Consider the following 21,303-nt stretch of genomic DNA (forward strand, 5'->3'; position numbering starts at 1 on the left):
ACGGGACAGGCAGCACTATATTTGCGGCCATGTCCCGTGATCTTCGCCCGCCCGTCGATATCCTCCATTATGAGATCGTCCAGGAGCAGGCCTCGGCGCTTGGACGGATGGGGCGCACGCTGGAGCAGGCGCTGGCGCGTTTGCGTGAGTTCGACGCCGCTCACGCACTGCCGGAAGTTCCGGTCTCGATGCAGCCGGCGCGGCGCAAGCTGGTGCTGGAAGCCGGTCAGGCGCTCTGGATGTTCGTGGTGCAGCGTGAGGCGACCGGCTTGCGCGACAGCCGCCATATCATGCGGACCTACAACGTCCCGGGCGAGGTGCAGCGCTGCATGGGGCTGGTGCCCGGCCCCTCGAAGACAGCGTCGCGATGATTTTCTCGCAGATCGTAGCCCGCATGAGCGAAGCGACATGCGGGACGACGATCACGGCTCGTGGCTAGCCGCGAAAGGCGTGACGAGAGCGTTTTCGAGCGAAGTGGACACCGGTTCGCGTGAAGAAAACGCGCCAAAACAAGAATCTAGAGCTTCGGTTCTGATTCAATCAGAACCGAAAATGCTCTAGTCGTCGGCGTAGTCGTCCTCCGCCTGCTTGCGCGTCGCCTTGTGCGTCCCGAGCGACCCGGTGACGTAAGGATCGCGCCTGCCGGCATAGGGGCTGCGCGACTGCGCTCGCGAGGCGACCTCTTCGCCGGAGACCGCGGCGGGCTGGCAGATCAGGCGGCGGCTGGCGCGGCGCATCAGATCGACGTGGATGTGATCGTAGTGATAGACGTTCGATCCCGGCGCCAGCACCGTGGTGAAATGCGCGCAGGCGCCCGACTGCACGTCGCGCAGGAATCCCTGCTCCTCCGGCATGCCGCGCCAGCCGTCCTTCACGGTGACGCGGCGGCCGTCGGCGAGCACGAAGGCGGCAATGTCGAGCGCGTTGCCGAACGCGTGCTCGGAGATGTGAGAATGCGGATTGCCGTTCATGCCGCGGCAGGAATAGGCGGAGATCTGCTTGATCTCAGCGACGCGGACGCCGAACCAGCGCATCGCCGAAGGCTGCACGGTGTCGGCGAGCCAGCGGTCGAGTTCGGAGACGATCGGACAGGCGAGCGTCGCGGTCGGCTTGATCGCGACCGGGCCGACGGTCGTGACGGGATTGCCCTGGGCAGGGCCGAGGCGCGGCAGCGGCTGCTGCGCGGGCGCCTGCGAGTAAGGCGCCGGCCGGGCCGGATAGCTCGGCGCATTCATGTAGCGCGAGGCACCCGCGGCGTCGGTGCCATCGGGCGGCAGGTCGATCTCGTCTTCCTGCGACTCCACGCCGGGCGCGTTCAGCGACATCGGCCCGGACGATGCACCATAGCCGGCGGGCTGGCGCACCGCGCTTTCAGGATAGTTCGAACGCTGCGGGTTGGCCGATGCCGGATAATTCTGGGCTTGCGGATAATTCGACCGCGGCTGCGTCACCGGCCAGCGCGGCTGGCCGCCGATGCTGCCCGGCGGGCGCAACTCCTCGTCGGCAAAGCCGTAGCTGCTCGAGGCTTCGCCGAGGGCGGCGACCTTGAGCGGAAACTCGGCGCCGCACATGCCGGGCCCGGAGATAGGATCGATCCGGACGAGATCCGGCCCCTCTTTCACCGCGCCCGATTTCAGGCATGCGGCTTCTGCCTCGGCCCGCCATGGCTCGCGCTCGGCCTGGAAGAAGCCGCGACCGCAACCCGCTAGCGAAACAAGGACGATGGAGCCGACGAGATACAAACGAACTCCGCGCGTCATGCACGCACGTTCGGTGAATTTACTTAAAGACTCTTCAACACGTTGGTTTCACTGTTCTTTAACCATGCCGGCCGGCGCGAACCAAAATGCTGCCGACGCTGAGCGGCAGCAAGGCTGACTTTTTCGCGGCGAGACTTTCTGTTAACCATGAGGGCTCGCGCGGAATCTGACGCGCGTGGAGGGAGCGACCTCATGACGTTCGCCGGGAGACTGAGCGTAGTCACCGCGTACCTCGCCATGGCCTTCGTCGGCGCCATCGTGCTCGGCATGGTCTAGGAGCAACAGTCGACCACGACAGCTCTCTTACCCTCCCCTGGAGGGGGAGGGTCGCTGCGCATGTAGCGAAGCGGAATGCGCAGCGGGGTGGGGTGACGGTCTCTCCCCATCCAACAGTACCTGAGTGGAGAGATCACCCCACCCCGCTCGCGCTTCGCGCGATCGACCCTCCCCCTCCAGGGGAGGGTTACAAGCACCAACTACGACCGCTCGCTCCACTGCCGCGACGTCGTGAGCAACTGCACGCGCGGCGCCTCGACCCGCGTCCAGTCGTTGCCGGAGCACCAGAAATGGCCGATCGCGCAGGCTTCGACGTGAAGCCTGCCGGAGCCCTTCAGCGTCATCGTCCCGTAATAGGTGCGTCCGCTGGAGCGGCTGTAGATGCTGCCGGTCCAGACGTCGTGCGCTTTCGGCTTCATGTTGACGAGCACGCTCTCGCCGCGATTTGAAGCCTCGGTCAGCGCGTAACCGCACAGCGCGGGGCCACAGCGCTCGATGCGCACCGTGCCCTTGGCGCCGACGCTCTCCCATTCGCCGAGCGGCGTATAGCCCTGCGCCTCGTCGTTGCGCTGCGCGGCCGTCACGGCCTGCTTGATCTCCGGGCTCGGAGCGGGCGGCGGCTCCATGCGCGGCGGATCGAGGCGCGGCAAGTCAACCCGCGGCGGATTGGGATTCAGCGCCTCAGGTCTTGATGTCTCTGGTTTTGGGGCCTGCGGCGGCACAACGTGCTGCGACGTCGTCGCGGCAAGGATGGGCGCTGGAGGCGCAGGTGGTGTCGCGACCACGGCCGTCGGCGGCGGACGAATCGAAGCGGCCGGAGCGACTGGCGCCTGGACAATTGGCGCCGGCGGCGGGGCCGGTCTCGTTGCGGTCTCTGCCACCGGCCGAAGGCTGCGATTGGACGAGATCGACACACAGGATGTGGACCGGCACGTCTTGGCCGCCTCGACATGGAAGCGGTGGCCGCCGATCGAGAAGGAATACGAGCCGGCCTCGGCTGCGGGCGCGACCAGCGTCAAAGCGATCAATGTGCCAAGCGAAGTCAGAAGCCGGGTCATCGGCGCCTCCTGTCGTGTCGGGACAGGTTATGCGGGATGAACGGCGGCTGGATGTGCGCTGGCTCACCCTGGCCTCTGGAGCCGTTGTGATTCCCATCACAGAACGCCCCGCCAGCGCCGCGTAGGGTCGAACCACGCTTCACCCACCGGCGACTTCAGTCCATCGGGACCACGCCATTTTCGGAGGTTGTCATGAACAAGCTCACCATCGCCGCCACCGCACTCTTCCTGGCGTCGACCGCCGCCGCGCATGCCGGCGGAAATACGATCTCGTTCCAGATCGAGGGCCAGCACATCCGCATCGAGACGCCGCGCAACTGCGCCTCGCTCAATTGCGTGACCATCGTCGCGCCGGGCCTGTCGGACAAGCCAATCAAGCTGAACAACATCAACCTCAAGGGCCTCGGCGGCTCCAAGGACGATGACGTCGACACCACACCGGCTCCGGCCACCACTGCGCAACCCGCGCCTGCTCCGGTGCAGCAACAATCCGTGCAGCAGGCCCCGGTCCAGGCTACCGCCCCGGCCGCGCCTGCGGCGCCCGCTCCGGCAGCGACGGCGGCCGCCGCTCCGTCTGCCAGCTACGACAATGCGACGCCGCCCGTGCCCGTTGCGGCTCCTGCTCCCGCTCCTGCACCGGTCGCGGTTGCTCCCGCACCTGCTCCGGCCCCGGTGGCTGCGGCGCCCGTGGCCGCCCCGAACTCTCCGATCGGCGTGTGGGCGACCGAGGAGAACAAGGGCAATGTCCGCGTCGAGCAGTGCGGCGCCAATCTGTGCGGCTATGCTGAGAAGACCAACGAGCGCATCCTGATCAACATGAAGCCCGAGGGCTCGAAGTGGAGCGGCCGCATCCACGATCCCAACTCCGGCCGCAACTACGACTCGACCATCGCGATGAAGGGTCCGAATGCGATGCGCGTGCAGGGCTGCGCCTTCGGCGGCATGTTCTGCGGCGGCCAGACCTGGAAGCGCGTGAGCTGACACCGAAGGTGTCATCCCGGGCGATGCGAATGCATCGAACCCGGGATCTCGCGCCACATACACAATCGTTCGTCATGCCCGGGCTTGTCCCGGGCATCCACGTTCTTCGTACCGCAATCAAGACGTGGATGGCCGGGACAGGTGTTTAGCCCGGACAGATCACTGACGGGTGTTCGGAGACATAGCTGACACGTCAACAATGGCTGGATTGGTCCGATTCGGGAGGCCGTCCATGCCGTGGAATGAGGTGTCAGTAATGGATCAACGCCACGAGTTCGTGCGGCTGGCTTTGCAGGAAGGCGTCAACCGGCGTGAGCTGTGCCAACGGTTCAACATCAGCCCCGACGTCGGCTACAAATGGTTGCGACGCTGGCAGGCTGGCGATCGGGAGCTGGCCGACCGCTCCCGGCGCCCGCATGCGATGCCCAAGCGCAGTGAAGCTGCGATCGAGGCACAGGTGTTGGCGGTGCGCGACAAGCATCCGGCCTGGGGAGCGCGCAAGATCTCCCATTGCTTGAAGCGGAGCGGCCAGACGGTGCCCGTGCCATCGACGGTGCATCAGATCCTGTGCCGGAACGGGCGGGTCAAACCGAGCGAGAATGCACCGCCCAATCCGGGCCATCGGTTCGAGAAGGAAGCTCCCAATCTGCTGTGGCAGATGGACTTCAAGGGGCATCTGCCGCTCGCCAACGGGACGCGGTGCCACCCGCTCACGATCGTCGACGATCACTCGCGCTATGTCCTATGCCTGAAGGCCTGCGCCGACGAGCAGCGTCTCACCGTGCAGAACCACCTGACGACAACGTTCCGCTGCTATGGCTTGCCGGAGGCCTTCTACACCGACAACGGCTCCCCTTGGGGCGATACGTCTGGCGTTCGCTGGACCGGGCTGAAGGTGTGGCTGCTCAAGCTTGGCGTCCGGGTGGTGCATGCCAGGCCGTGCCATCCGCAGGCGCGCGGCAAGAACGAACGCTTCCACCGCACCCTGAAGGCTGAGGTCTTTGCAATGCGCCGCTTCCGCACTCTGCCGGAAGTCCAGCGGGCCCTCGATGCCTGGCGCCCGGTCTATAATCTGGAGCGTCCCCACGAAGGCCTCGATATGCAGGTCCCCGCCGATCGCTTCCGGCCGAGTGCTCGGGCCATGCCCGCCCGTGTTCCGAACGTCGAATACAACAGCGGCGAGATCGTGCGCAGGGTCTCATCGACCAGACCCTACATCTCCTTCAAGGGGCGCTTCTGGAAAGTTCCCCAGGCCTTCGCACGTGAACGCCTCGCCATTCGGCCACTGGACCGCGACGGCCACTACGGAATCTTCTTCGCCAGTTGGCAGGTCGCTTCGATCGACTTGACCAACGACCCATCTGTCAGTGATGTGTCCGAACAGGTGTCAGCCATGTCTCCGGACTAAACACCAGGCCCGGCCATGACGGTGTGGGGACAGCTCGTCCTCCCCCCGCACCACACGCGTTCATCCGCCATTCAGGTCGCCCCGGCTGAAATCCGCTGATCTCGCCTCGCGTTCTCACCGGGACCTCTTCGTGACATCAATGCTGGCTTGGCGCCGCTTCGTGTTCGCGCTCGTGCTGCCGGCATTGCCGCTGGCAGGCAGCAGCGCGGCTTGTGCATCGGAGACGATCGAGATCGCGCAGGCGCAGCCCCAAGCCCAAGCCGAACCCGCGCCTTCCCCGACACCCGCCGCCTCGCCGGCACCCGCGACCGATGCACAATCCGCCGCCGTCGAGCCGATCGGCAACGTCGCGACCGTCACGGGGATCGCGACCGTGATCCGCGACAAGAACTCCTATCCGCTGCGCGTACGCGACGACATTTATCTCAACGATGTCGTGCAAACCTCGTCGAACTCGACGCTCGGCATCACCTTCAACGACGCCACCACGTTCAACCTTTCCGCCAGCTCGAAGATCACCATCGACAATTACGTCTATGAGGACGGCGGCAAGCAGAACTCGGGGATTTTCGACATCGGCAAGGGCACGGTCGCTTTCGTCGCGGCGGCGGTGGCCAAGACCGGCGACATGAAGATCACGACGCCGACGGCGACGCTCGGCATCCGCGGCACCACCGGTGTCGTCGACGTGCCCGAAGGCGCAACCGCCGGCGGCGCCAACAACGTCAACATCAAGCTCTATCCCGATGCCGACGGCCGCGTCGGTCACATCGACGTCGACGACCGCACCAGCGGCACGCGGCTCGGCGCACTGACGCAAGGTGCGAGCGGCTTTGCGATCCGGCCCGGTGCCGCCGTTGCCGGCACGATGCGCTTCGCCGCGGTGCCGATCACGATTCCCGCACAGCAGATCGCGCGCGACCGCGGCTTCGTCAGCCAGGTTCATCTGGCCCAGACCACCGGCCGCCAGATCGTCACCGAGCAGCGCGACTTCCGCCGCGCCAATCCGACCGCGCTCAGCCGCATTCCGCGCCCCAGCCAGCCGCCGCAGCAGCAGCAATTGCGGCCGGCGACCGTGCCCGCCCAGCAGCCGCAGCGCCCGAACGGCCACCCCGGCCAGAACAACCGTCCGGGTCAGCAGCAGCCGGGCACGCCGGGCCGGCAAGGCGCCCAGCCGCCGCAGCGACAGGGCCAGGGACAGCAAGGTGGCGCGGTGCAGCCGGGCGCACCGCGTGCGGGGCAAGGACTGCAACAAGGGCAACAGCGAGGCCCGCAACAGGGGCGACCGCAGTCCGGCCAGCAGCAAGGCGCGGGACGTCCGGGTGCGCCGCGGGCCGGACAAGGCTCACAGCCAAACGGCGCGCAGCAAACCCAGCCGCAGCGCAATGGACGAATTCCCCCCGGCGGAATCGTGCCGCCGCAACCGGGCGGGACGCAGCCACCAGCCCCGCAGCCGCAACAGCCGCGCACCGGCCTGCAGCCGGGCCAGCCACCCGCGGTTCAACCGCCGAGCATCCAACGCCAAGGCGGATTCCAGCAACGCCTCCCCGCCGCACCACGCCCCGCAGCACCGCGCAAGCCGATACCGCCACCGAAGGAGAAGGAGCGACGGTGACTTTTTTCCTTCTACCCTTGTGGGAGAAGGTGGCGCGAAGCGCCGGATGAGGGGTTCTCTCCGCACGTTCAATTGAGAGTTGGAAACGCGCGGAGAGAATCCCTCACCCGTCTCGCCGCTTTGCGGCGAGCCACCCTCTCCCACAAGGGGCGAGGGTGCACCGTCAACGCGGAGAGAGGTACCGACAACTCACGCCTCGCCGCGCAGCCAGGCCTTCACCTTCTGCAACAGGCCGTGCCGCAACTCGTCGACGGAGGCGGCTTCGGCCGGCGTCAGCGTCTGCAAGGCTGCGTCGATCTCGTCGCTCGCCAATGGCGACGCCGACTCGGAAATGGGCGTTGGCGACGCCACGTCTGCAGGCACCAGCCCCGACGCCGCAAGCGCGATCGGGCCGATCTGTGTCAGGAACGCGCGCTCATATTCGCGCGAGAGACGCCCGATCGCATCGTCCAGCGCGAGCCAGTCGACCGCCTTGATGTCGTTCATCAGCTTGCGGACCGGCCCGCCTTCGGCCTCCATCCGCCAGAAATGCACGACCTTGGAGCGACCGCCGGATTGGTAGACGAGCGTGCCGAGAAATTCGTGCACGGCGACGTCGTGGCCGGTCTCCTCCAGCACCTCGCGGTGCGCGGCTTCCTTCGGCGTCTCACCGTCATCGAGCTTGCCCTTGGGCAAGACCCATTCGTTGCGCTTGCGCTGGCGCACGACCGCGATCAGCGGGACAGAGCCTCGCCGCAGCACAATACCACCCGCCGCCATGACCGGCGCCCGCGCCATCACCAAATCCGTCGTCGTCAAATCGTCCCCGCGAACGATATAGGCGACGGGGACGGCGGATTGAAGGCTACTTTCTCCTCAGCAGCGCCTGACCGGCGCGAATCCGCGTGCCCTCGGCGATGCCGTCGCAGAAGCTGAAATCGCCGGGCGCGAGAATGATGATGGTCGAGCCGTGCTCGAACCAGCCGAGCTCCTCGCCCTTGCCCACCTTGACGTCGCAGGGGAAGTTGACCGGCCCGCGCGTCTGCGCGTTCAGCACCATGTCGAGGAAGTGCAGGCGGATGCTCGCGACCAGGATCGCAGCGACCGGCACCAGCGTCACGGCCTCGCCGGTCGAAAGATGCGTGCGGATCACCGCGCGCTCGTTCTTGCAGAACAGGCGCTCGACTCGCTTCAGCGCGATCGGATTGACGTTCCAGACGTCACCATGGATCAGCGTGACGCGTTCGATATGGGCGTCATGGGGCGCATGGAAGCGGTGATACATGCTCGAGGTCAGCCGCAGCGTGACGAAGCTGCCGTTGCGGTGCTGGTCAACCAGCGCGGAATCGCCGACGAGGTCGAGCAGCGAATAAGGCGCCCCTTTGACCTGGAACAGCTCCGTGTCGGCGATCTTCCCGTGGGCGCCGACGATGCCGTCCGACGGACTGGCGACAATGGAGGGATCCGGATCAAACGGCCGCAGGCCGGGCTTCAGCTCCCGCGTGAAACAATCGTGCAGGCTTTTGAAATGGGTCTTGCGTGCCTCCGACAGATCGAGATCGGAGAACAGCTTCCACAGCGCGATCGAGAAGTCCCTCACCAGCGGATTCTCGATCTTGGAGAACCAGCCCATGAAGCGGGTCAGCGCCGCGCGGGGAATGCGGTTGGTCAACAGGAAGTTGAGATCTTCCTGCTGGGTGAAGGAGGCGATGAGGGCTTTGACTGTCATGAATCTGTCAGCTCACAGTATTAGCGCTTGTTGACATGGAAACGACACTCCCGATTCTCTCGATGTCCGTGGCCGCCGCAGCGTCCGCTGCCGCCGTCCTCCCGAAGATCAAGGCGCGGGTCGAACTGTCCCGCGCCAAGCACCGCTCGCTCGCCGGACACTCCAAGATGTCGCGCCGGGTGGCAAAGCTGCTCCCGTTCTACGAGTTCGGAGAGAGCGATTACTTCTCCTGCGACGGCGCACCGGCGAACATCGCCGCGCGGCGTAAGGACGCCTTCTTCCGCCTCGGCAAGCTTTACGCCGAGCGCTACCCGAAGGGCCGCGCGATGACGAGGGAAGCGGCGGAGACGATTTCCGACCTGAACTTCACCGAGAGCTACCGCGTGCCGTTCCAGTTCTCGCGTCTCGTCCGCGAGCATCTGGGCACCTCGACCTTCATGGAATCGTCCAGCGGCGTCACCGTCACTGACGTCGACGGCAACACCTCCTACGACCTCACCGGGTCCTACGGCGTCAACATCTTCGGCAACGACTTCTACAAGGAGTGCATCGAGGGCGCGGAGAAGCGGGCGCATGCGCTCGGCCCGGTGCTCGGCCCTTATCACCCCGTCATCCTCGAGAACGTGCAGCGGCTCCGCCAGATCTCCGGCCTCGACGAGGTCTCGTTCCACATGTCTGGCACCGAGGCCGTGATGCAGGCCGTGCGCCTCGCGCGCTACCACACCCGGCGCACCCATCTGGTTCGTTTCGCCGGCGCCTATCACGGCTGGTGGGGCGACGTGCAGCCCGGCGTCGGCAATCCCATTGCCGCGCACGAGACCTACACCCTCGCCGAGATGTCGGAGAAGACGCTGCACGTGCTGAAGACGCGCAAGGACATTGCCTGCGTGCTGGTCAATCCGCTGCAGGGCCTGCACCCGAACGTCAACGCGCCCGGCGATTCCTCGCTGGTCGATTCCTCCCGCGGCGGCAATTTCGATCGCGCAGCTTACACGGAATGGCTGAAGAAGCTTCGGGAAGTCTGCACCGAGCGCGGTATCGTCTTGATCTTCGACGAGGTCTTCGTCGGATTCCGTCTCGCCGCCGGTGGCGCCCAGGAATACTTTGGCGTCAAGGCCGACATGGTGACCTACGGCAAGAGCCTCGCAGGCGGCCTGCCGGTCGGCGTTGTCTGCGGCAAAAGCGAGCTGATGCGCCGCTTCCGCGACGACCGCCCCGCCGACATCTGCTTCGCCCGCGGCACCTTCAACTCGCACCCCTACGTCATGACGGCGATGGACGAGTTCTTGAGCCGCCTCGCCAGCCCGAATTTTCGCGCGGTGTATGAGGGCCTCGATGAAACCTGGAACGGCCGTGTCCAGAAGCTCAACCAGATGATGGCAGGCGCCGACCTGCCGGTGCGGTTCGCCAATTTCTCGTCGATCTGGACGGTGAAATACACCACACCATCCCGCTACAACTGGATGCTGCAATATTATCTGCGCGCCGAGGGCCTGGCCTTGAGCTGGGTCGGCACCGGCCGGCTGATCTTCAGCCTCAACTACACCGACGCCGATTTCACCGAGGTTGCCGAGCGCTTCGTCCGCGCCGCCGAGAAGATGAAGGCCGACGGCTTCTGGTGGCACGACGGCGCGCTCACCAACAAGCAGATCAAGCGGCAGATCCTGAAGGAAATGCTGGCCAAGCGTTTTGGACGTTGAGGTCGGTCCCCCGCTAACCACCACCGTCATTCCGGGGCGGGTCGAAGAGCCGAACCCGGAAGCTCGAGATTCCGGGTCTGGTCCTTCGGACCATCCCGGAATGACAGCGCTTACGGCGGCCCCCTGCCCCCGCGCGAGCAACGGCGAAAAAGCCCCCAAGACGTGGATGCCCGGGACAAGCCCGGGCATGACGTAACCGTTCGACATCGGAGTGTTCGATATGCGCGGCGCGCTCAGGCGTGCTGCTCTTCGAGCACGGGCTCGCCGATGAGGCCCAGCGTGTGCTCGGGGTTGAGGTGCAGGCCCGGATCCATCAGCTCGCCGCGCATCAACGCCAGCGGCGCACCACGATAGAGCATCAAATCGTGGAACGGATCGGTCAGGATCTTGGTCATCCAGACGAGGCCGGTCTCGACGTCGCGGATGAAGAACAGGTGCACGGTGCGGAACAACAGGCCGCCGCCGCCGACCACGAGCCAGATCTTGGCGACCTGCCGCATGAAGTCGGTCGCACTTGCCCAGGGCGTGAAAAGGCCGAACAGCGTGGGGTCGGCGACCAGCACCAGCGGCGAGGCCGCCCAGATCGCCATCAGCACGACCTTGCGCTGCAGGTTGTAGCCGACCTTGATCTCTTCCTTGTGCTCGTGCGTCGCCTGGTTGATGTGGTCGTAGGTATGCGGCTCGAAGAAGAAATGGCCGGCCTGGCGCGAGGTCATCGAGACCAGCCAGCCCACCAGCGCGGAGACGACGGGATCGACGAACAGCCAGACATAGGCGAAGAGGAAGCTCAGCGCGCTGACGAAATGCAGGCTCTGATTGATGCGGCTGTGGTGATAGTAACGATGGTCGTCCCAGCGCTGGATCCGCAGCTGCTCGAGATAATTCTTGATCATGCTCTTCCCCAAAATGCTTTCGGGTACGGGGTTACAGGGATTCGATGTACGCCGTGTGACAACATCATCTTGTCATGTGACGGCACGCAGCGGCGCGGTGACGCACGCGACGCGTGAGCTTTAGCTCACGCCGCCTTTCTCACGCCGCCTTGGCGACGTCGACCTTGCGGAAGCGCACCAGCGAGAAATGACCCAGCGGCGGAATCAGGCGGCGCTCGGCGAGCTCGATGCCGTGGGCGCCGGCCAGCCACTTGGCATAGCGCGACCAGGCGAACTCGGCGGTGCGGAAGCCGAGCGGACGCACCACCGGCTGCAGCTTCTGCTCGATGAAGCGGCGCATGCCGGCATCCGCGCTGACGCGGGTCAGGATGATCAGCTCGCCGCCGGGACGCAGCACGCGGGCGAATTCGTCGAGCGCCTTCTCCGGGTTCGGCACGGCGGTGACGACATATTGCGCCATCACGACGTCGAAGGAATTGTCGGGGAATTCGAGCTTCTCGGCGTCCATCACCGCGAGACCCTCGACGTTCTTCAATCCGCCCTCGGCGACGCGCCGGCGCGCCTTGTCCAGCATCGCTTCCGAAATGTCGGTGCCGAAGATGCGCAGGTTCGGCGCATAGAGCGGCAGCGAGATGCCGGTGCCGACGCCGACCTCGAGCACGCGGCCGCCGATCTTGTTGGTGGCCGCGATCGCCGCCTGCCGGCCCTTGGCGAACACGCCGCCGAACACGAGATCGTAGACCGGCGCCCAGCGATCATAGGCCTGCTCGACCGTTCCGCGGGTGAGGTCGAGCTGCTGGGTGCCGTCAAGGTTCATGATCTTGGCCATCGATGGGTTCTCGCTGTGGTTCAAATGAATGATCAGCCGCGCACCGGCCGCCGCGCCATGCGGGGCGAGGCGCGCAGGACGCGGCTGGGCTGGAGGGAGGTGAGATTGCCGACGAACTGGCGCGCGCTGTTTTCCCAGGAGCGCTCCAGCGCAAAATTGCGGCAGGTCTCGCGCGACATGGTCAGCGCGCGCAGGCACGCGGTGCGCAGATCGTGATCGATTGCGCCGATCGGATGATCGGCGATGACGTCCTTGGGCCCCGTCACCGGAAACGCCGCGACCGGCGTGCCGCAGGCCAGCGCCTCGAGCTGCACCACGCCGAACGTATCGGTCAGGCTCGGAAACACGAACACGTCGGCGGCGGCGAGATGCGCGGTGAGATCGGCGCCCTTCTTCTCGCCGAGGAACATCACGTCCGGATATTTCTTTTCGAGCGCCGCCTTCTGCGGACCGTCACCGACGACGACCTTGGTGCCGGGCAGATCGAGCGAGAGGAACGCTTCGAGGTTCTTCTCCACCGCCACGCGCCCCATGGTCATGAAGATCGGGCGCGGCAGATCGAGCTTGGCGGGGCTATCCGGATGGAACAGCTCGGTGTCGACGCCGCGCGTCCAGAAGCCGAGCCGCTTGAAGCCGCGCTCGGACAGCTCCTGCCGCAGCGAGGGCGTCGCCACCATGGTCATGGCGGCGGCATCGTGGAAGTGGCGCAGCACGGCATAGCCGACCGCCGCCGGGATGCCGGTCCGTACCGAGATATATTCGGGAAAGCGCGTGGTGTAGGAGGTGGTAAAGGCGAGCCGGTTGCGACGGCAATAGGCCCGCGCCGCCCAGCCGATCGGCCCTTCGGTCGCAATATGCAGGGCATCCGGCGCGCACCTCTCGATCCGCCGCGCGATCTCCTTCGCCGAAGGCAGCGCAAAGCGCAGGCCCGGATAGGTCGGCAGCGGCCAGGACGGAAAGCCGTCCGGGGTGAGGAAGTCGATCTCGACGTCGAGACCCCTGGCCGCATTCGCCAGCGAGGTCAGTGTCCGGACCACGCCGTTGACCTGCGGATGCCAGGCGTCGGTCGCGATTAATACCCGCATGGGAAAATCCCGAGAGTTTGATGATTCTCGGCTTTCGACCATCAACCATGGATATTTCAGGCGTGTGACGTCACAGAAGTGTCGGCCGCCGGTTTTGTGCGGCGCCCGGTGGACCGGGCCACGAAACTGTCATGAAACAATCCTTGCCGCGGTGAAACCGTTTTCGGTTTTCCGCGCAAATGTCCCGAAACGTTTTTCCGTTAGTGATCCAGGCAACAGAGCACCGCAACGGTGCCGCGGTGGCCGAAACCACCGAGCAAACAGGGGCGATCACATGTTCAATCTGGACACGTTCAAGACGTTTTCGCGCGCCGTTGCTTTTGGCGCAGTCGCGGTCTCCGCCATCGCATTGGCGGGTAGCGCCAAGGCCGCGCCGGTGCAGCTGTTCCCCTTCTTCCAGCCGCTGCCGCCGATCGCGGCGCCGCAGCCGTTCCAGCCCTACCAGCCCTATCAGGCGCCGACCTATCAGACCGAGCCGTCCGAGGATCAGGACGCCGTCGAGATGCCGGCCCGCTTCCGCCGCCAGACCGTTTCCTACGCAACGCGCGAAGCGCCGGGCACCATCATCATCGATACGCCCAACACTTATCTCTATTACGTGCTCGGCAACGGCCAGGCGCTCCGCTACGGCATCGGCGTCGGCCGCGACGGTTTCACCTGGTCCGGCGTGCAGTCGGTGACCCGCAAGGCCGAGTGGCCGGCCTGGACACCGCCGCCGGAGATGATCGCCCGCCAGCCCTATCTGCCGCGCCACATGGCCGGCGGCCCCGGCAATCCGCTCGGCGCCCGCGCCATGTATCTCGGCGGCACCATCTACCGCATCCACGGCACCAACGCCCCCGACACCATCGGCAAGCGCGTCTCGTCCGGCTGCATCCGCATGACCAATGACGACGTCACCGACCTCTATTCCCGCGTCAACGTCGGCACCAAGGTCGTGGTGCTGCCGATGACGGAGCGCCGCGCGGAGCTCGGAACCACGGCGCGCTAAGCGACAGGACATTGTGACGCAAACGGCCCCGGAACCCCGCCGGGGCCGCTTTCGTTTGCCCTCGACGTGTCGGCGCGCGCTTGCTGCGGCGCGGATCCCTGACGGAGGCGCACATGCAATCACGCCTGCAATCCTCGCGATATCAGCGGCTGCACGGCCTCGCCAGCGCCGTCCTACTGACGCTGCTCCTGTCCGCGCCCTCCTCGTTCGCGCAGCAGCCGGCGGGCGATGAGGCAGCGCAGCAGGCTTTCAACAATTCCTGCCGCACCTGCCATTCCGCGAAGGAAGGCGACAACCGCCTCGGTCCCAACCTCAACAAAATTCTGGGACGCAAGGCCGGCTCGCTGCCGGACTACAATTATTCCTCTGCAATGAAGGATGCCGGTTTCATCTGGGACGAGGACAAGCTCTCGCGCTTCATGGTCAAGCCGGACGAGGTGGTGTCGGGCAACAAGATGCAGCCATATGGCGGCATCTCGCCCGATGAAGCGGCGAAGGTGGTTGCGTATCTTCAGGCGGCGGGCAGGCGATAACCGCGCGTTCAGGCTTGCGTCGGAAATCGTGGCGCATCCTTCGAGACGCCCGCCGATGGCGGGCTCCTCAGGATGAGGGCGGAGTGCGCGGCCGCCAGTGTTCACGCAACTCTTGCGCAAGACCGCATATGCCAGTTAGCCTCATCCTGAGGAGCGCGCTCTTGCGCGCGTCTCGAAGGACGAGGCGTTCACGATGACTGATGGCGCTTGGCTCTACATTCTCAGATGCGTCGACGGCAGTTACTACATCGGCACGACGCGCACCGAGCTCGACATCAGAATCGCCCAGCACAACACCGGCACGTTCGAGAGCCATACAAAGTCGCGCCGCCCCGTGACGTTGATCTTCTCGCAATGGTTCGATCGCAGCACCGACGCGATCGAATGCGAACGCAAACTCAAGAAATGGAGCCGCGCCAAGAAGGAAGCCTTCATGCGCGGAGATTTCACCGAATTGCATGAGTTGGCAAAGCGCGGATCGCATCATCCTTCGAGACGCCCGCCTGCGGCGGGCCCTCAGGATGAGGTCTGAGTGTGCGGCAATATTGTCGACGCGGAACTGCTCGCAGTTAGCCTCATCCTGAGGAGCGCGCCCTTGCGCGCGTCTCGAAGGACGAGGCGTTCACTCCGGCGGAGGTGCGCGCCGCCGCTCCGCAATCAGCCTCAGCCACGCGGCAGCATGAAACGCGCTCATCAGGAGATACATCGGCACCATCCCGCCGAGCGCAGAGGCGTACCCGGCGGAGCAGAGCATGTCCGCCGAACCGCTGCCGGCGACGGCCGTCACCCCAGCCATGATCGCGAAGGTCGGCGTGGCCGCCAGCGCCAGCCACCGGGCGAGATGGCGCGCCGCCGCCGCGCCGTCCCGGTTGGCAGCGGCGGTTGCGCTCACGCCACTAGTCACGTCCTTCCGCCGCTTCCTCGCGAAACGCCTTCTCGCCTGCGTCGGAGATCTCGACCCACTTCTTGTCGGGCTCGGCGCCCTCCGTGTAGCTGTCGTGCCAGTTCCACCATTTGTAGGTCGGCGTCTGCGGATAGCCCTTCGGCGAATCCTCCCAGACCTCCTGGCGGCCGAGCGGGGTGATGTCGAGATAGTTCCAGGTGCCGCCCATCTGCTCGTCGCCGCGGCTCTTGACGAAATAGGTGCGGAAGATGCGCGTCCCGTCGCGGTAGAACACGTTGGTGCCGTGCCATTCGTCGACGCCGAAATCGGCATCGAAGCTGTCGGTGACGGTGACCCACGGCATGGTCCAGCCCATCCGCTGCTTCAGCCTGATGATGTCGGCCTGCGGCGCGCGCGAGGCGAACACCAGCGTGGTGTCGCGGGCATTCAGATGCGCGACATGGGCGACCTGGTCGGCCACCATGGAGCAGCCGCGGCAGGCGTGATCGGGCCAGCCGAACACACCGGGCTCGAAGAAGGCGCGGTAGACGATCAGCTGCCGCCGCCCCTGGAACAGATCGGCCAGACTGAGCTTGCCGCCGGGCCCCTCGAACGCATAGGTTTTGGTCACCTCCATCCACGGCATGCGCCGGCGCTCGGCGGCCAGGGCGTCGCGGGCACGGGTATGCGCCTTTTCCTTCAGGAGCAGTTGCTGACGGGCGGCCTCCCAGTCCTGCGGCGACACCACCGGCGGTACTTGCATGGCAGCCTGTCCGTTATTCCGTTCGTTCTGGGCTAATGTCATCATGACTCTCCAAATCTTCTGCCTGAGCGACCGGCCTAGCGTTTCGCGGACCGCTCGCCTCTCACCGCACATCGTCGGCCGTCAACGATTTCTGACACCGCGCGGTTGCGCGGTGGGAGTAACAAGTGTGGCGGGATTTGAATGGAGTCGCTGATCACGGCCGCCGCACGCGCGTTAGAGGCGGGCGATCCGCTCGGCGCGCTGAACCGGGTTGCGCTGCGCAACGACGCGCCGTCGCTGGCGCTGCGCGGCATCGCGATGGCGCAGCTCGGCGATCTCGCCAAGGCCAAGGCGCTGCTGCGCAGCGCCGTGCGCGCGTTCGGCCCGCGCGAGGCGGTGGCGCGTGCCAGATGCGTGGTGGCCGAAGCCGAGATCGCGCTGGTCTCGCGCGATCTGGGCTGGCCGGACAGGACGCTCGCCGCGGCGCGCGCGACCCTCGAGAAGCACGGCGATCTCGCCAACGCGGCGCATGCAAGCCACATCGCGGCGCGGCGCCTGCTCCTCCTCGGGCATATCGACGAGGCCGAGCGTACGCTCGCAGAGCTCGGCGCCCTCGCGCTGCCGCCCGCCGCTCTCGTCGTCCGCGAGCTCGTGCTGGCCGGCATCGCCATACGGCGGCTCCGAACCAAGGACGCGCGCGCGGCGCTGGCGCGGGCGGCCCGCGCGGCGCAGCAGGCCGGTATCCCCGCGCTCACGGCCGAAGTCGATGCCGCAAGCCGCGTGCTGGACACGCCGGCCGCACGTCTGATCGTGCGCGGCGACGAGCGGCCCCTGCTGCTGGAGGGAATCGAGGATCTCGCAACATCCCGGGCGCTCGTCATCGACACCTTCCATCATTCGGTTCGCAGGCGAAACACCGTGGTGTCGCTCGGCACCCGGCCGGTGCTGTTCGCGCTCGTCCGCATCCTGGCGCAGGCGTGGCCCGCGGACGTCTCGCGGCAGGCGCTGATCGCAGGCGCATTTCACGCCAGGCATTTCGATGAATCGCATCGCGCGCGGCTGCGGGTCGAGATCGGGCGGCTCCGCAGCAAGCTCGAACCGCTTGCCGACGTGAGCGCAACCAAGGACGGATTTGCGCTGGCACCGCGCAAGACGCGCGACGTCCTCGTGCTGGCACGGCCCGTCGAGGAAAAGCACGCCGCTGTTCTCGCCTTCCTCTCCGACGGCGAGCCCTGGTCGAGCTCGGCGCTCGCGCTGGCGCTGGCAACGAGCGCGCGCACGGTGCAGCGGGCCCTCGACGAGCTGGCGCGGTCGGACAAGGTGCAATCGTTCGGACATGGGCGGGCGCGGCGCTGGATGACGCCGCCCGTCCCGGGTTTCCCGACAGGCTTGTTACTCCCCACCCCGCTCCCGAAGACGTAAATTGGGACCACATCACAGGGAGCGAGCCGATGAAGCGTTCAGCCGCCGAGATCGTCAGGGAATACGGGCCCTTTGCGGGCGTCGAAGCCGTGCATGGCGTCACCTATGACGGCAGCCATGTCTGGTTCGCATCCGGCGACAGATTGAACGCGGTCGATCCTGATAGCGGCAAGGTCGCGCGCTCCATCGATGTCGCCGCGCATGCGGGCACGGCGTTCGATGGCCGGCACCTGTTCCAGATCGCCGAGGATCGCATCCAGAAGATCGATGCGGCCTCGGGCAAGGTGCTGGGCACGATTCCGGCGCCGGGCGGCGGCGGCGATTCGGGCCTCGCCTGGGCCGAGGGTTCGCTGTGGGTCGGACAATATCGCGAGCGCAAGATCCATCAGGTCGATCCCGAAACCGGCAAGATCCTCCGCACCATCGAGAGCAAGCGCTTCGTGACCGGGGTGACCTGGGTCGCCGGCGAACTCTGGCACGGCACCTGGGAAGGCGAGGACAGCGACATCAGGCGGATCGACCCGGAAACCGGCAAAGTGCTCGAGCAGCTCGACCTGCCTGCCGGGACCATGGTGTCAGGGCTGGAGTCCGACGGCGGCGACCGCTTCTTCTGCGGCGGCGGTGCTAGTGGCAATGTGAGAGCGGTCCGCCGCCCTCGGCGCGGCTAGCCACAATCACGGCCTGATTGCATGCGCCGCGTAAGTTTCGGCGTGACCGCGAGTCCAACAGCCTAGCGAGGAACAAAGGTGATCTGCCAGTCGAAATAGTTATTGTCGTCCGAAGTGAACTCGATCGTCACCTTTGAAACGTTCCTGATTCCAGCAATGCAGAGATCGGGAGGACTCGTGGAAGATAGATCATCCGTCGGGTCAAAGGCCTGCTCGACGGTTTCCAGCCTGTTTGTCCCGTCGATCATCAGTTTCGTAATTTTTGCGCGATAGCTGTGGGATTTTCCGTCGAGTGTCGGACGCCCATAGTGATTGAAGACGAAGCAATACCCCTGTTGCGAAGGTAACTCTATATCGCCACTTGCCGTCACGGCACGAAACCGCTTCTTTGCGAGGTTGTCCGCATGTCTTATTGCAGTCGCATTGAAGAACAGGCTTCCGTACGCGGTATCGCGATGCATGTCGCGGTAACTATCGTATGAAGCTCCTAGCTGAGCAGCGTAAAGTGGTTCGCATCCGAAACCGAGGAGCAAAATCGCCGACAATCTAACCAGGCGCATCGGGATTCCTTTGCGGAATTGCAAGAAATAAAGTGAGAAGGCTGTAGAAAATGAGCAGGCTGGGCGCAACAATTTCTATGTTCTCACCGAGCCCCCACGGCGCATCTTTGAAACGCGTCGTATCGATATTCATTGCCCAGACGAGAAAGCCGCAGAGTAAAATGAACTGAACAAACGCGTTCTTCACATTGTAGAACTTCCAGTAGATCGCAACGTTGAAAACGGAGAGACCAACCAAGACCCAAAGCATGAATTTCGTGTACTCGCCAGCCTGCACGCCATTTGTCTTCAACAACGATTGGAATGCGAGATACGCGCCCGTCACTTCTGCCGGAAAATACATTCGAAGATTTTCAAGTCGCTTGTCCATCTTGCCCCCCGATCGCTTGACATATTGAAGCGCTTCTCCGATGTTTTCAACTAGGACGCGCATCTGATCCGGTCTCGATAAGACCGACTTCGTCACCGCCTCCGAGCCGACTTCCCGCCGCCGGCGGCTTCGGGAGCCGCGCTACGGACCACATTCGCCGCAATTCCACCCCACCGGTGCGCTCTAGCGCCCTGCTCGCCTGCCCTGTAGACTTCTGCCCCGGGGCGGCCTGGGGGATTGATGCGACTAACGTTGAATCTGAAGACGATCCTGATCGGCGTCGCGGTGCTTGCGGCGTCGTTCTTCATCAGCTTGAAGGCGATGGACTTGCTGTCGCCGCGCGCGACGAATTCGGCACCGCCGGTCGCGCAATTGCCGCCATTGCCGCCGGCCTCGAAGAGCTCGATCGTGATCGCGCCGGTCGCCATCGCGCTGTCGGCGATCCGCGAGCAGGCCGAGAAGGCCGCGCCGCGCAATTTCGCCGGCAAGGCCGACAACCCGATCTCGCAGATCCTGGAGAACGCCGACATCGGCTGGACCGCCGTGCGCGGGCCGATGGCCGCCAGCGGCGACAAGGACGTGCTGACGATCTCGACGCCGCTGAGCGGCAAGCTCAATGTGACGGGCTCGCTGTCATCGAAAGCCACCGGCGCGCTCGGCGATGCGCTCAGCGGCGTGCTCGGCGGTGACGCGGCGAAACGGATCGGCGCGGTCAACATCAAGAATCTCAACGCCAGCGCCGAGATCAGGGGCAACGTGGTCGTCACCTCGCGCCCGAAGCTCGCGGCCAACTGGCACCTCGAGCCCAATCTCGGCGCCCAGGTCAATCTCGGCGACACCAACCTCAATGTCTCCGGCGCCAAGGTCAACGTGCCGGCGCAGGTGAAGCCTTTGATCGACAAGAATGTCGGCGAGCAGATCAACCTCGTCTCCGAGCGCATCCGCAACGATCCCTCCTTGCGCGAGAATGCGAAGCTGCAATGGGCCAAGGCGTGCCGCTCGATCCCGCTGCAGGGCTCGGGCGCCTCGGCCGCGCTGCCGCCGCTCTGGCTGGAGATGAAGCCGATCCGCGCCATCGCCGCGCAGCCGCGCGTCGATGCCCAGGCCGTGACGCTGCTAATGGGCCTGGAAGCCGAGACGCGCGTCACCTCGACGCCGACCAAGCCGGACTGTCCGTTCCCCGACAAGATCTCGATCGTGCCGCCGACCGGCACCGGCGTGAGCATCGGCGTTCCCATCGACGTGCCCTTCACCGAGATCAACAAGCTGATCGCGGCGCAGATGGTCGGCCGCACCTATCCGGAGGACGGCTCGGGACCGGTCGACGTCACGGTGAAGAGCGCCAACGTGATCCCGTCGGGCGAGCGCCTGCTGATCTCGCTGCTGGTGCGCGCCAAGGAGAAGAAGAGCTGGCTCGGTCTCGGCGCCGAGGCGACCGTGCATATCTGGGGCCGGCCGGTGCTCGACCAGGCGCAACAGACGCTGCGGCTCACCGACATCCAGCTCGCGGTAGAATCCGAGGCGGCGTTCGGCCTGCTCGGCGCGGCGGCCCGTGCGGTGGTGCCGCAGATGCAGCAGGCGCTGCTGCAGAAGGCGACACTCGACCTGAAGCCGATCGCCGCCAATGCGCGCGAGAAGATTGCTGGCGTCATCGCCGACTTCCAGAAAAGCGAGGACGGCGTCAAGGTCGACGCCAGGATCGACAGCCTGACCCTCGCCGACATCGCCTTCGATTCCAAGACGCTGCGCGTGGTCGCGGAGGCCGGCGGCTCGCTCAACGTGTTCGTGACCAAGCTGTCGGGGATGTAGCGCGCACGC

At 65.5% G+C, this 21,303-nt stretch carries 22 protein-coding genes; 11 read left to right on the forward strand and 11 right to left on the reverse strand.

Features of this window, described 5'->3' with window-relative positions:
* Window positions 1–29: 29 nt before the first annotated feature.
* The gene (locus UNPF46_RS02220) at window positions 30–371 is read left to right on the forward strand and encodes a DUF6665 family protein (RefSeq protein ID WP_142248888.1); all 342 of its coding nucleotides are present in this window, start codon (window positions 30–32) and stop codon (window positions 369–371) included.
* 186 nt (window positions 372–557) lie between these two features.
* On the opposite strand, the gene UNPF46_RS02225 is transcribed toward UNPF46_RS02220, so the two are convergent.
* Complete coding sequence (locus UNPF46_RS02225) at window positions 558–1,760, reverse strand: extensin family protein (RefSeq protein ID WP_142248889.1); 1,203 nt, start codon at window positions 1,758–1,760, stop codon at window positions 558–560.
* Between the two features lie 476 nt (window positions 1,761–2,236).
* Window positions 2,237–3,094 carry a DUF2147 domain-containing protein gene (locus tag UNPF46_RS02235; protein WP_142248890.1) on the reverse strand — a complete coding sequence of 286 codons (858 nt, stop codon included), beginning with the start codon at window positions 3,092–3,094 and terminating at the stop codon, window positions 2,237–2,239.
* 192 nt (window positions 3,095–3,286) lie between these two features.
* Here UNPF46_RS02235 and UNPF46_RS02240 point away from each other — a divergent pair, with 192 nt between their 5' ends.
* From UNPF46_RS02240 to UNPF46_RS02250, 3 genes are all read left to right on the forward strand, one after another.
* Entirely contained in the window at window positions 3,287–4,075 is a 789-nt protein-coding gene (locus UNPF46_RS02240) for a DUF2147 domain-containing protein (RefSeq protein ID WP_142248891.1), read from the forward strand.
* Between the two features lie 232 nt (window positions 4,076–4,307).
* A complete protein-coding gene (locus UNPF46_RS02245) occupies window positions 4,308–5,483 on the forward strand; it encodes an IS481 family transposase (RefSeq protein ID WP_142248892.1) in 1,176 nt (391 codons plus the stop codon).
* 139 nt (window positions 5,484–5,622) lie between these two features.
* On the forward strand, window positions 5,623–7,098 hold the full coding sequence (locus tag UNPF46_RS02250) for a FecR family protein (RefSeq protein ID WP_181769746.1): 1,476 nt from the start codon (window positions 5,623–5,625) through the stop codon (window positions 7,096–7,098).
* A 189-nt stretch (window positions 7,099–7,287) separates the two neighbouring features.
* Here UNPF46_RS02250 and UNPF46_RS02255 read toward each other — a convergent pair whose 3' ends face one another.
* Window positions 7,288–7,875 carry an NUDIX hydrolase gene (locus UNPF46_RS02255; RefSeq protein ID WP_142248894.1) on the reverse strand — a complete coding sequence of 196 codons (588 nt, stop codon included), beginning with the start codon at window positions 7,873–7,875 and terminating at the stop codon, window positions 7,288–7,290.
* Between the two features lie 67 nt (window positions 7,876–7,942).
* On the reverse strand, window positions 7,943–8,806 hold the full coding sequence (gene asd / locus UNPF46_RS02260) for an archaetidylserine decarboxylase (RefSeq protein WP_100178456.1): 864 nt from the start codon (window positions 8,804–8,806) through the stop codon (window positions 7,943–7,945).
* 35 nt (window positions 8,807–8,841) lie between these two features.
* On the opposite strand from asd, the gene UNPF46_RS02265 reads away from it, so the two are divergent.
* A complete protein-coding gene (locus UNPF46_RS02265) occupies window positions 8,842–10,506 on the forward strand; it encodes an aminotransferase class III-fold pyridoxal phosphate-dependent enzyme (RefSeq protein WP_142248895.1) in 1,665 nt (554 codons plus the stop codon).
* A gap of 233 nt (window positions 10,507–10,739) precedes the next feature.
* On the opposite strand, the gene UNPF46_RS02270 is transcribed toward UNPF46_RS02265, so the two are convergent.
* The 3 genes from UNPF46_RS02270 to UNPF46_RS02280 form a co-directional block, all read right to left on the reverse strand.
* Complete coding sequence (locus tag UNPF46_RS02270; protein ID WP_142248896.1) at window positions 10,740–11,399, reverse strand: hypothetical protein; 660 nt, start codon at window positions 11,397–11,399, stop codon at window positions 10,740–10,742.
* Between the two features lie 139 nt (window positions 11,400–11,538).
* Window positions 11,539–12,228, reverse strand: a complete 690-nt coding sequence (locus UNPF46_RS02275) for a class I SAM-dependent methyltransferase (protein WP_100178453.1) — start codon at window positions 12,226–12,228, stop codon at window positions 11,539–11,541.
* A gap of 32 nt (window positions 12,229–12,260) precedes the next feature.
* On the reverse strand, window positions 12,261–13,313 hold the full coding sequence (locus tag UNPF46_RS02280; RefSeq protein WP_142248897.1) for a glycosyltransferase family 4 protein: 1,053 nt from the start codon (window positions 13,311–13,313) through the stop codon (window positions 12,261–12,263).
* A gap of 274 nt (window positions 13,314–13,587) precedes the next feature.
* Between UNPF46_RS02280 and UNPF46_RS02285 the strand changes: the two genes are divergently transcribed.
* The 3 genes from UNPF46_RS02285 (at window position 13,588) to UNPF46_RS02295 (ending at window position 15,369) form a co-directional block, all read left to right on the forward strand.
* The gene (locus UNPF46_RS02285; RefSeq protein WP_142248898.1) at window positions 13,588–14,304 is read left to right on the forward strand and encodes a L,D-transpeptidase; all 717 of its coding nucleotides are present in this window, start codon (window positions 13,588–13,590) and stop codon (window positions 14,302–14,304) included.
* A 113-nt stretch (window positions 14,305–14,417) separates the two neighbouring features.
* The gene (locus tag UNPF46_RS02290) at window positions 14,418–14,837 is read left to right on the forward strand and encodes a c-type cytochrome (RefSeq protein WP_142248899.1); all 420 of its coding nucleotides are present in this window, start codon (window positions 14,418–14,420) and stop codon (window positions 14,835–14,837) included.
* A gap of 193 nt (window positions 14,838–15,030) precedes the next feature.
* Entirely contained in the window at window positions 15,031–15,369 is a 339-nt protein-coding gene (locus UNPF46_RS02295; protein ID WP_142248900.1) for a GIY-YIG nuclease family protein, read from the forward strand.
* A 90-nt stretch (window positions 15,370–15,459) separates the two neighbouring features.
* Here the strand turns inward: UNPF46_RS02295 and UNPF46_RS02300 are convergent, their stop codons facing one another.
* Both UNPF46_RS02300 and UNPF46_RS02305 read right to left on the reverse strand, forming a co-directional pair.
* Window positions 15,460–15,741: a hypothetical protein gene (locus UNPF46_RS02300; protein WP_142248901.1), complete on the reverse strand. Its 282-nt coding sequence runs from the start codon at window positions 15,739–15,741 to the stop codon at window positions 15,460–15,462.
* Entirely contained in the window at window positions 15,734–16,525 is a 792-nt protein-coding gene (locus UNPF46_RS02305) for a DUF899 domain-containing protein (protein WP_502705476.1), read from the reverse strand. The genes UNPF46_RS02300 and UNPF46_RS02305 overlap by 8 nt, the downstream gene beginning before the upstream one ends.
* 141 nt (window positions 16,526–16,666) lie before the next feature.
* Between UNPF46_RS02305 and UNPF46_RS02310 the strand changes: the two genes are divergently transcribed.
* Both UNPF46_RS02310 and UNPF46_RS02315 read left to right on the forward strand, forming a co-directional pair.
* Entirely contained in the window at window positions 16,667–17,887 is a 1,221-nt protein-coding gene (locus tag UNPF46_RS02310; RefSeq protein ID WP_142248903.1) for a winged helix-turn-helix domain-containing protein, read from the forward strand.
* Between the two features lie 29 nt (window positions 17,888–17,916).
* Window positions 17,917–18,555: a Vgb family protein gene (locus UNPF46_RS02315; RefSeq protein ID WP_142248904.1), complete on the forward strand. Its 639-nt coding sequence runs from the start codon at window positions 17,917–17,919 to the stop codon at window positions 18,553–18,555.
* Between the two features lie 62 nt (window positions 18,556–18,617).
* On the opposite strand, the gene UNPF46_RS02320 is transcribed toward UNPF46_RS02315, so the two are convergent.
* Window positions 18,618–19,115 carry a hypothetical protein gene (locus UNPF46_RS02320; RefSeq protein ID WP_100178445.1) on the reverse strand — a complete coding sequence of 166 codons (498 nt, stop codon included), beginning with the start codon at window positions 19,113–19,115 and terminating at the stop codon, window positions 18,618–18,620.
* The gene (locus UNPF46_RS02325) at window positions 19,102–19,548 is read right to left on the reverse strand and encodes a hypothetical protein (RefSeq protein ID WP_142248905.1); all 447 of its coding nucleotides are present in this window, start codon (window positions 19,546–19,548) and stop codon (window positions 19,102–19,104) included. Before UNPF46_RS02325 ends, UNPF46_RS02320 begins: the two co-directional genes overlap by 14 nt.
* Window positions 19,549–19,725: 177 nt before the next feature.
* Here UNPF46_RS02325 and UNPF46_RS02330 point away from each other — a divergent pair, with 177 nt between their 5' ends.
* Window positions 19,726–21,294, forward strand: a complete 1,569-nt coding sequence (locus tag UNPF46_RS02330) for a DUF4403 family protein (RefSeq protein WP_142248906.1) — start codon at window positions 19,726–19,728, stop codon at window positions 21,292–21,294.
* The last annotated feature ends 9 nt before the right edge of the window (window positions 21,295–21,303 follow it).

It is taken from the genome of Bradyrhizobium sp. UNPF46 (assembly GCF_006658625.1).
Taxonomy (GTDB): domain Bacteria; phylum Pseudomonadota; class Alphaproteobacteria; order Rhizobiales; family Xanthobacteraceae; genus Bradyrhizobium; species Bradyrhizobium nitroreducens.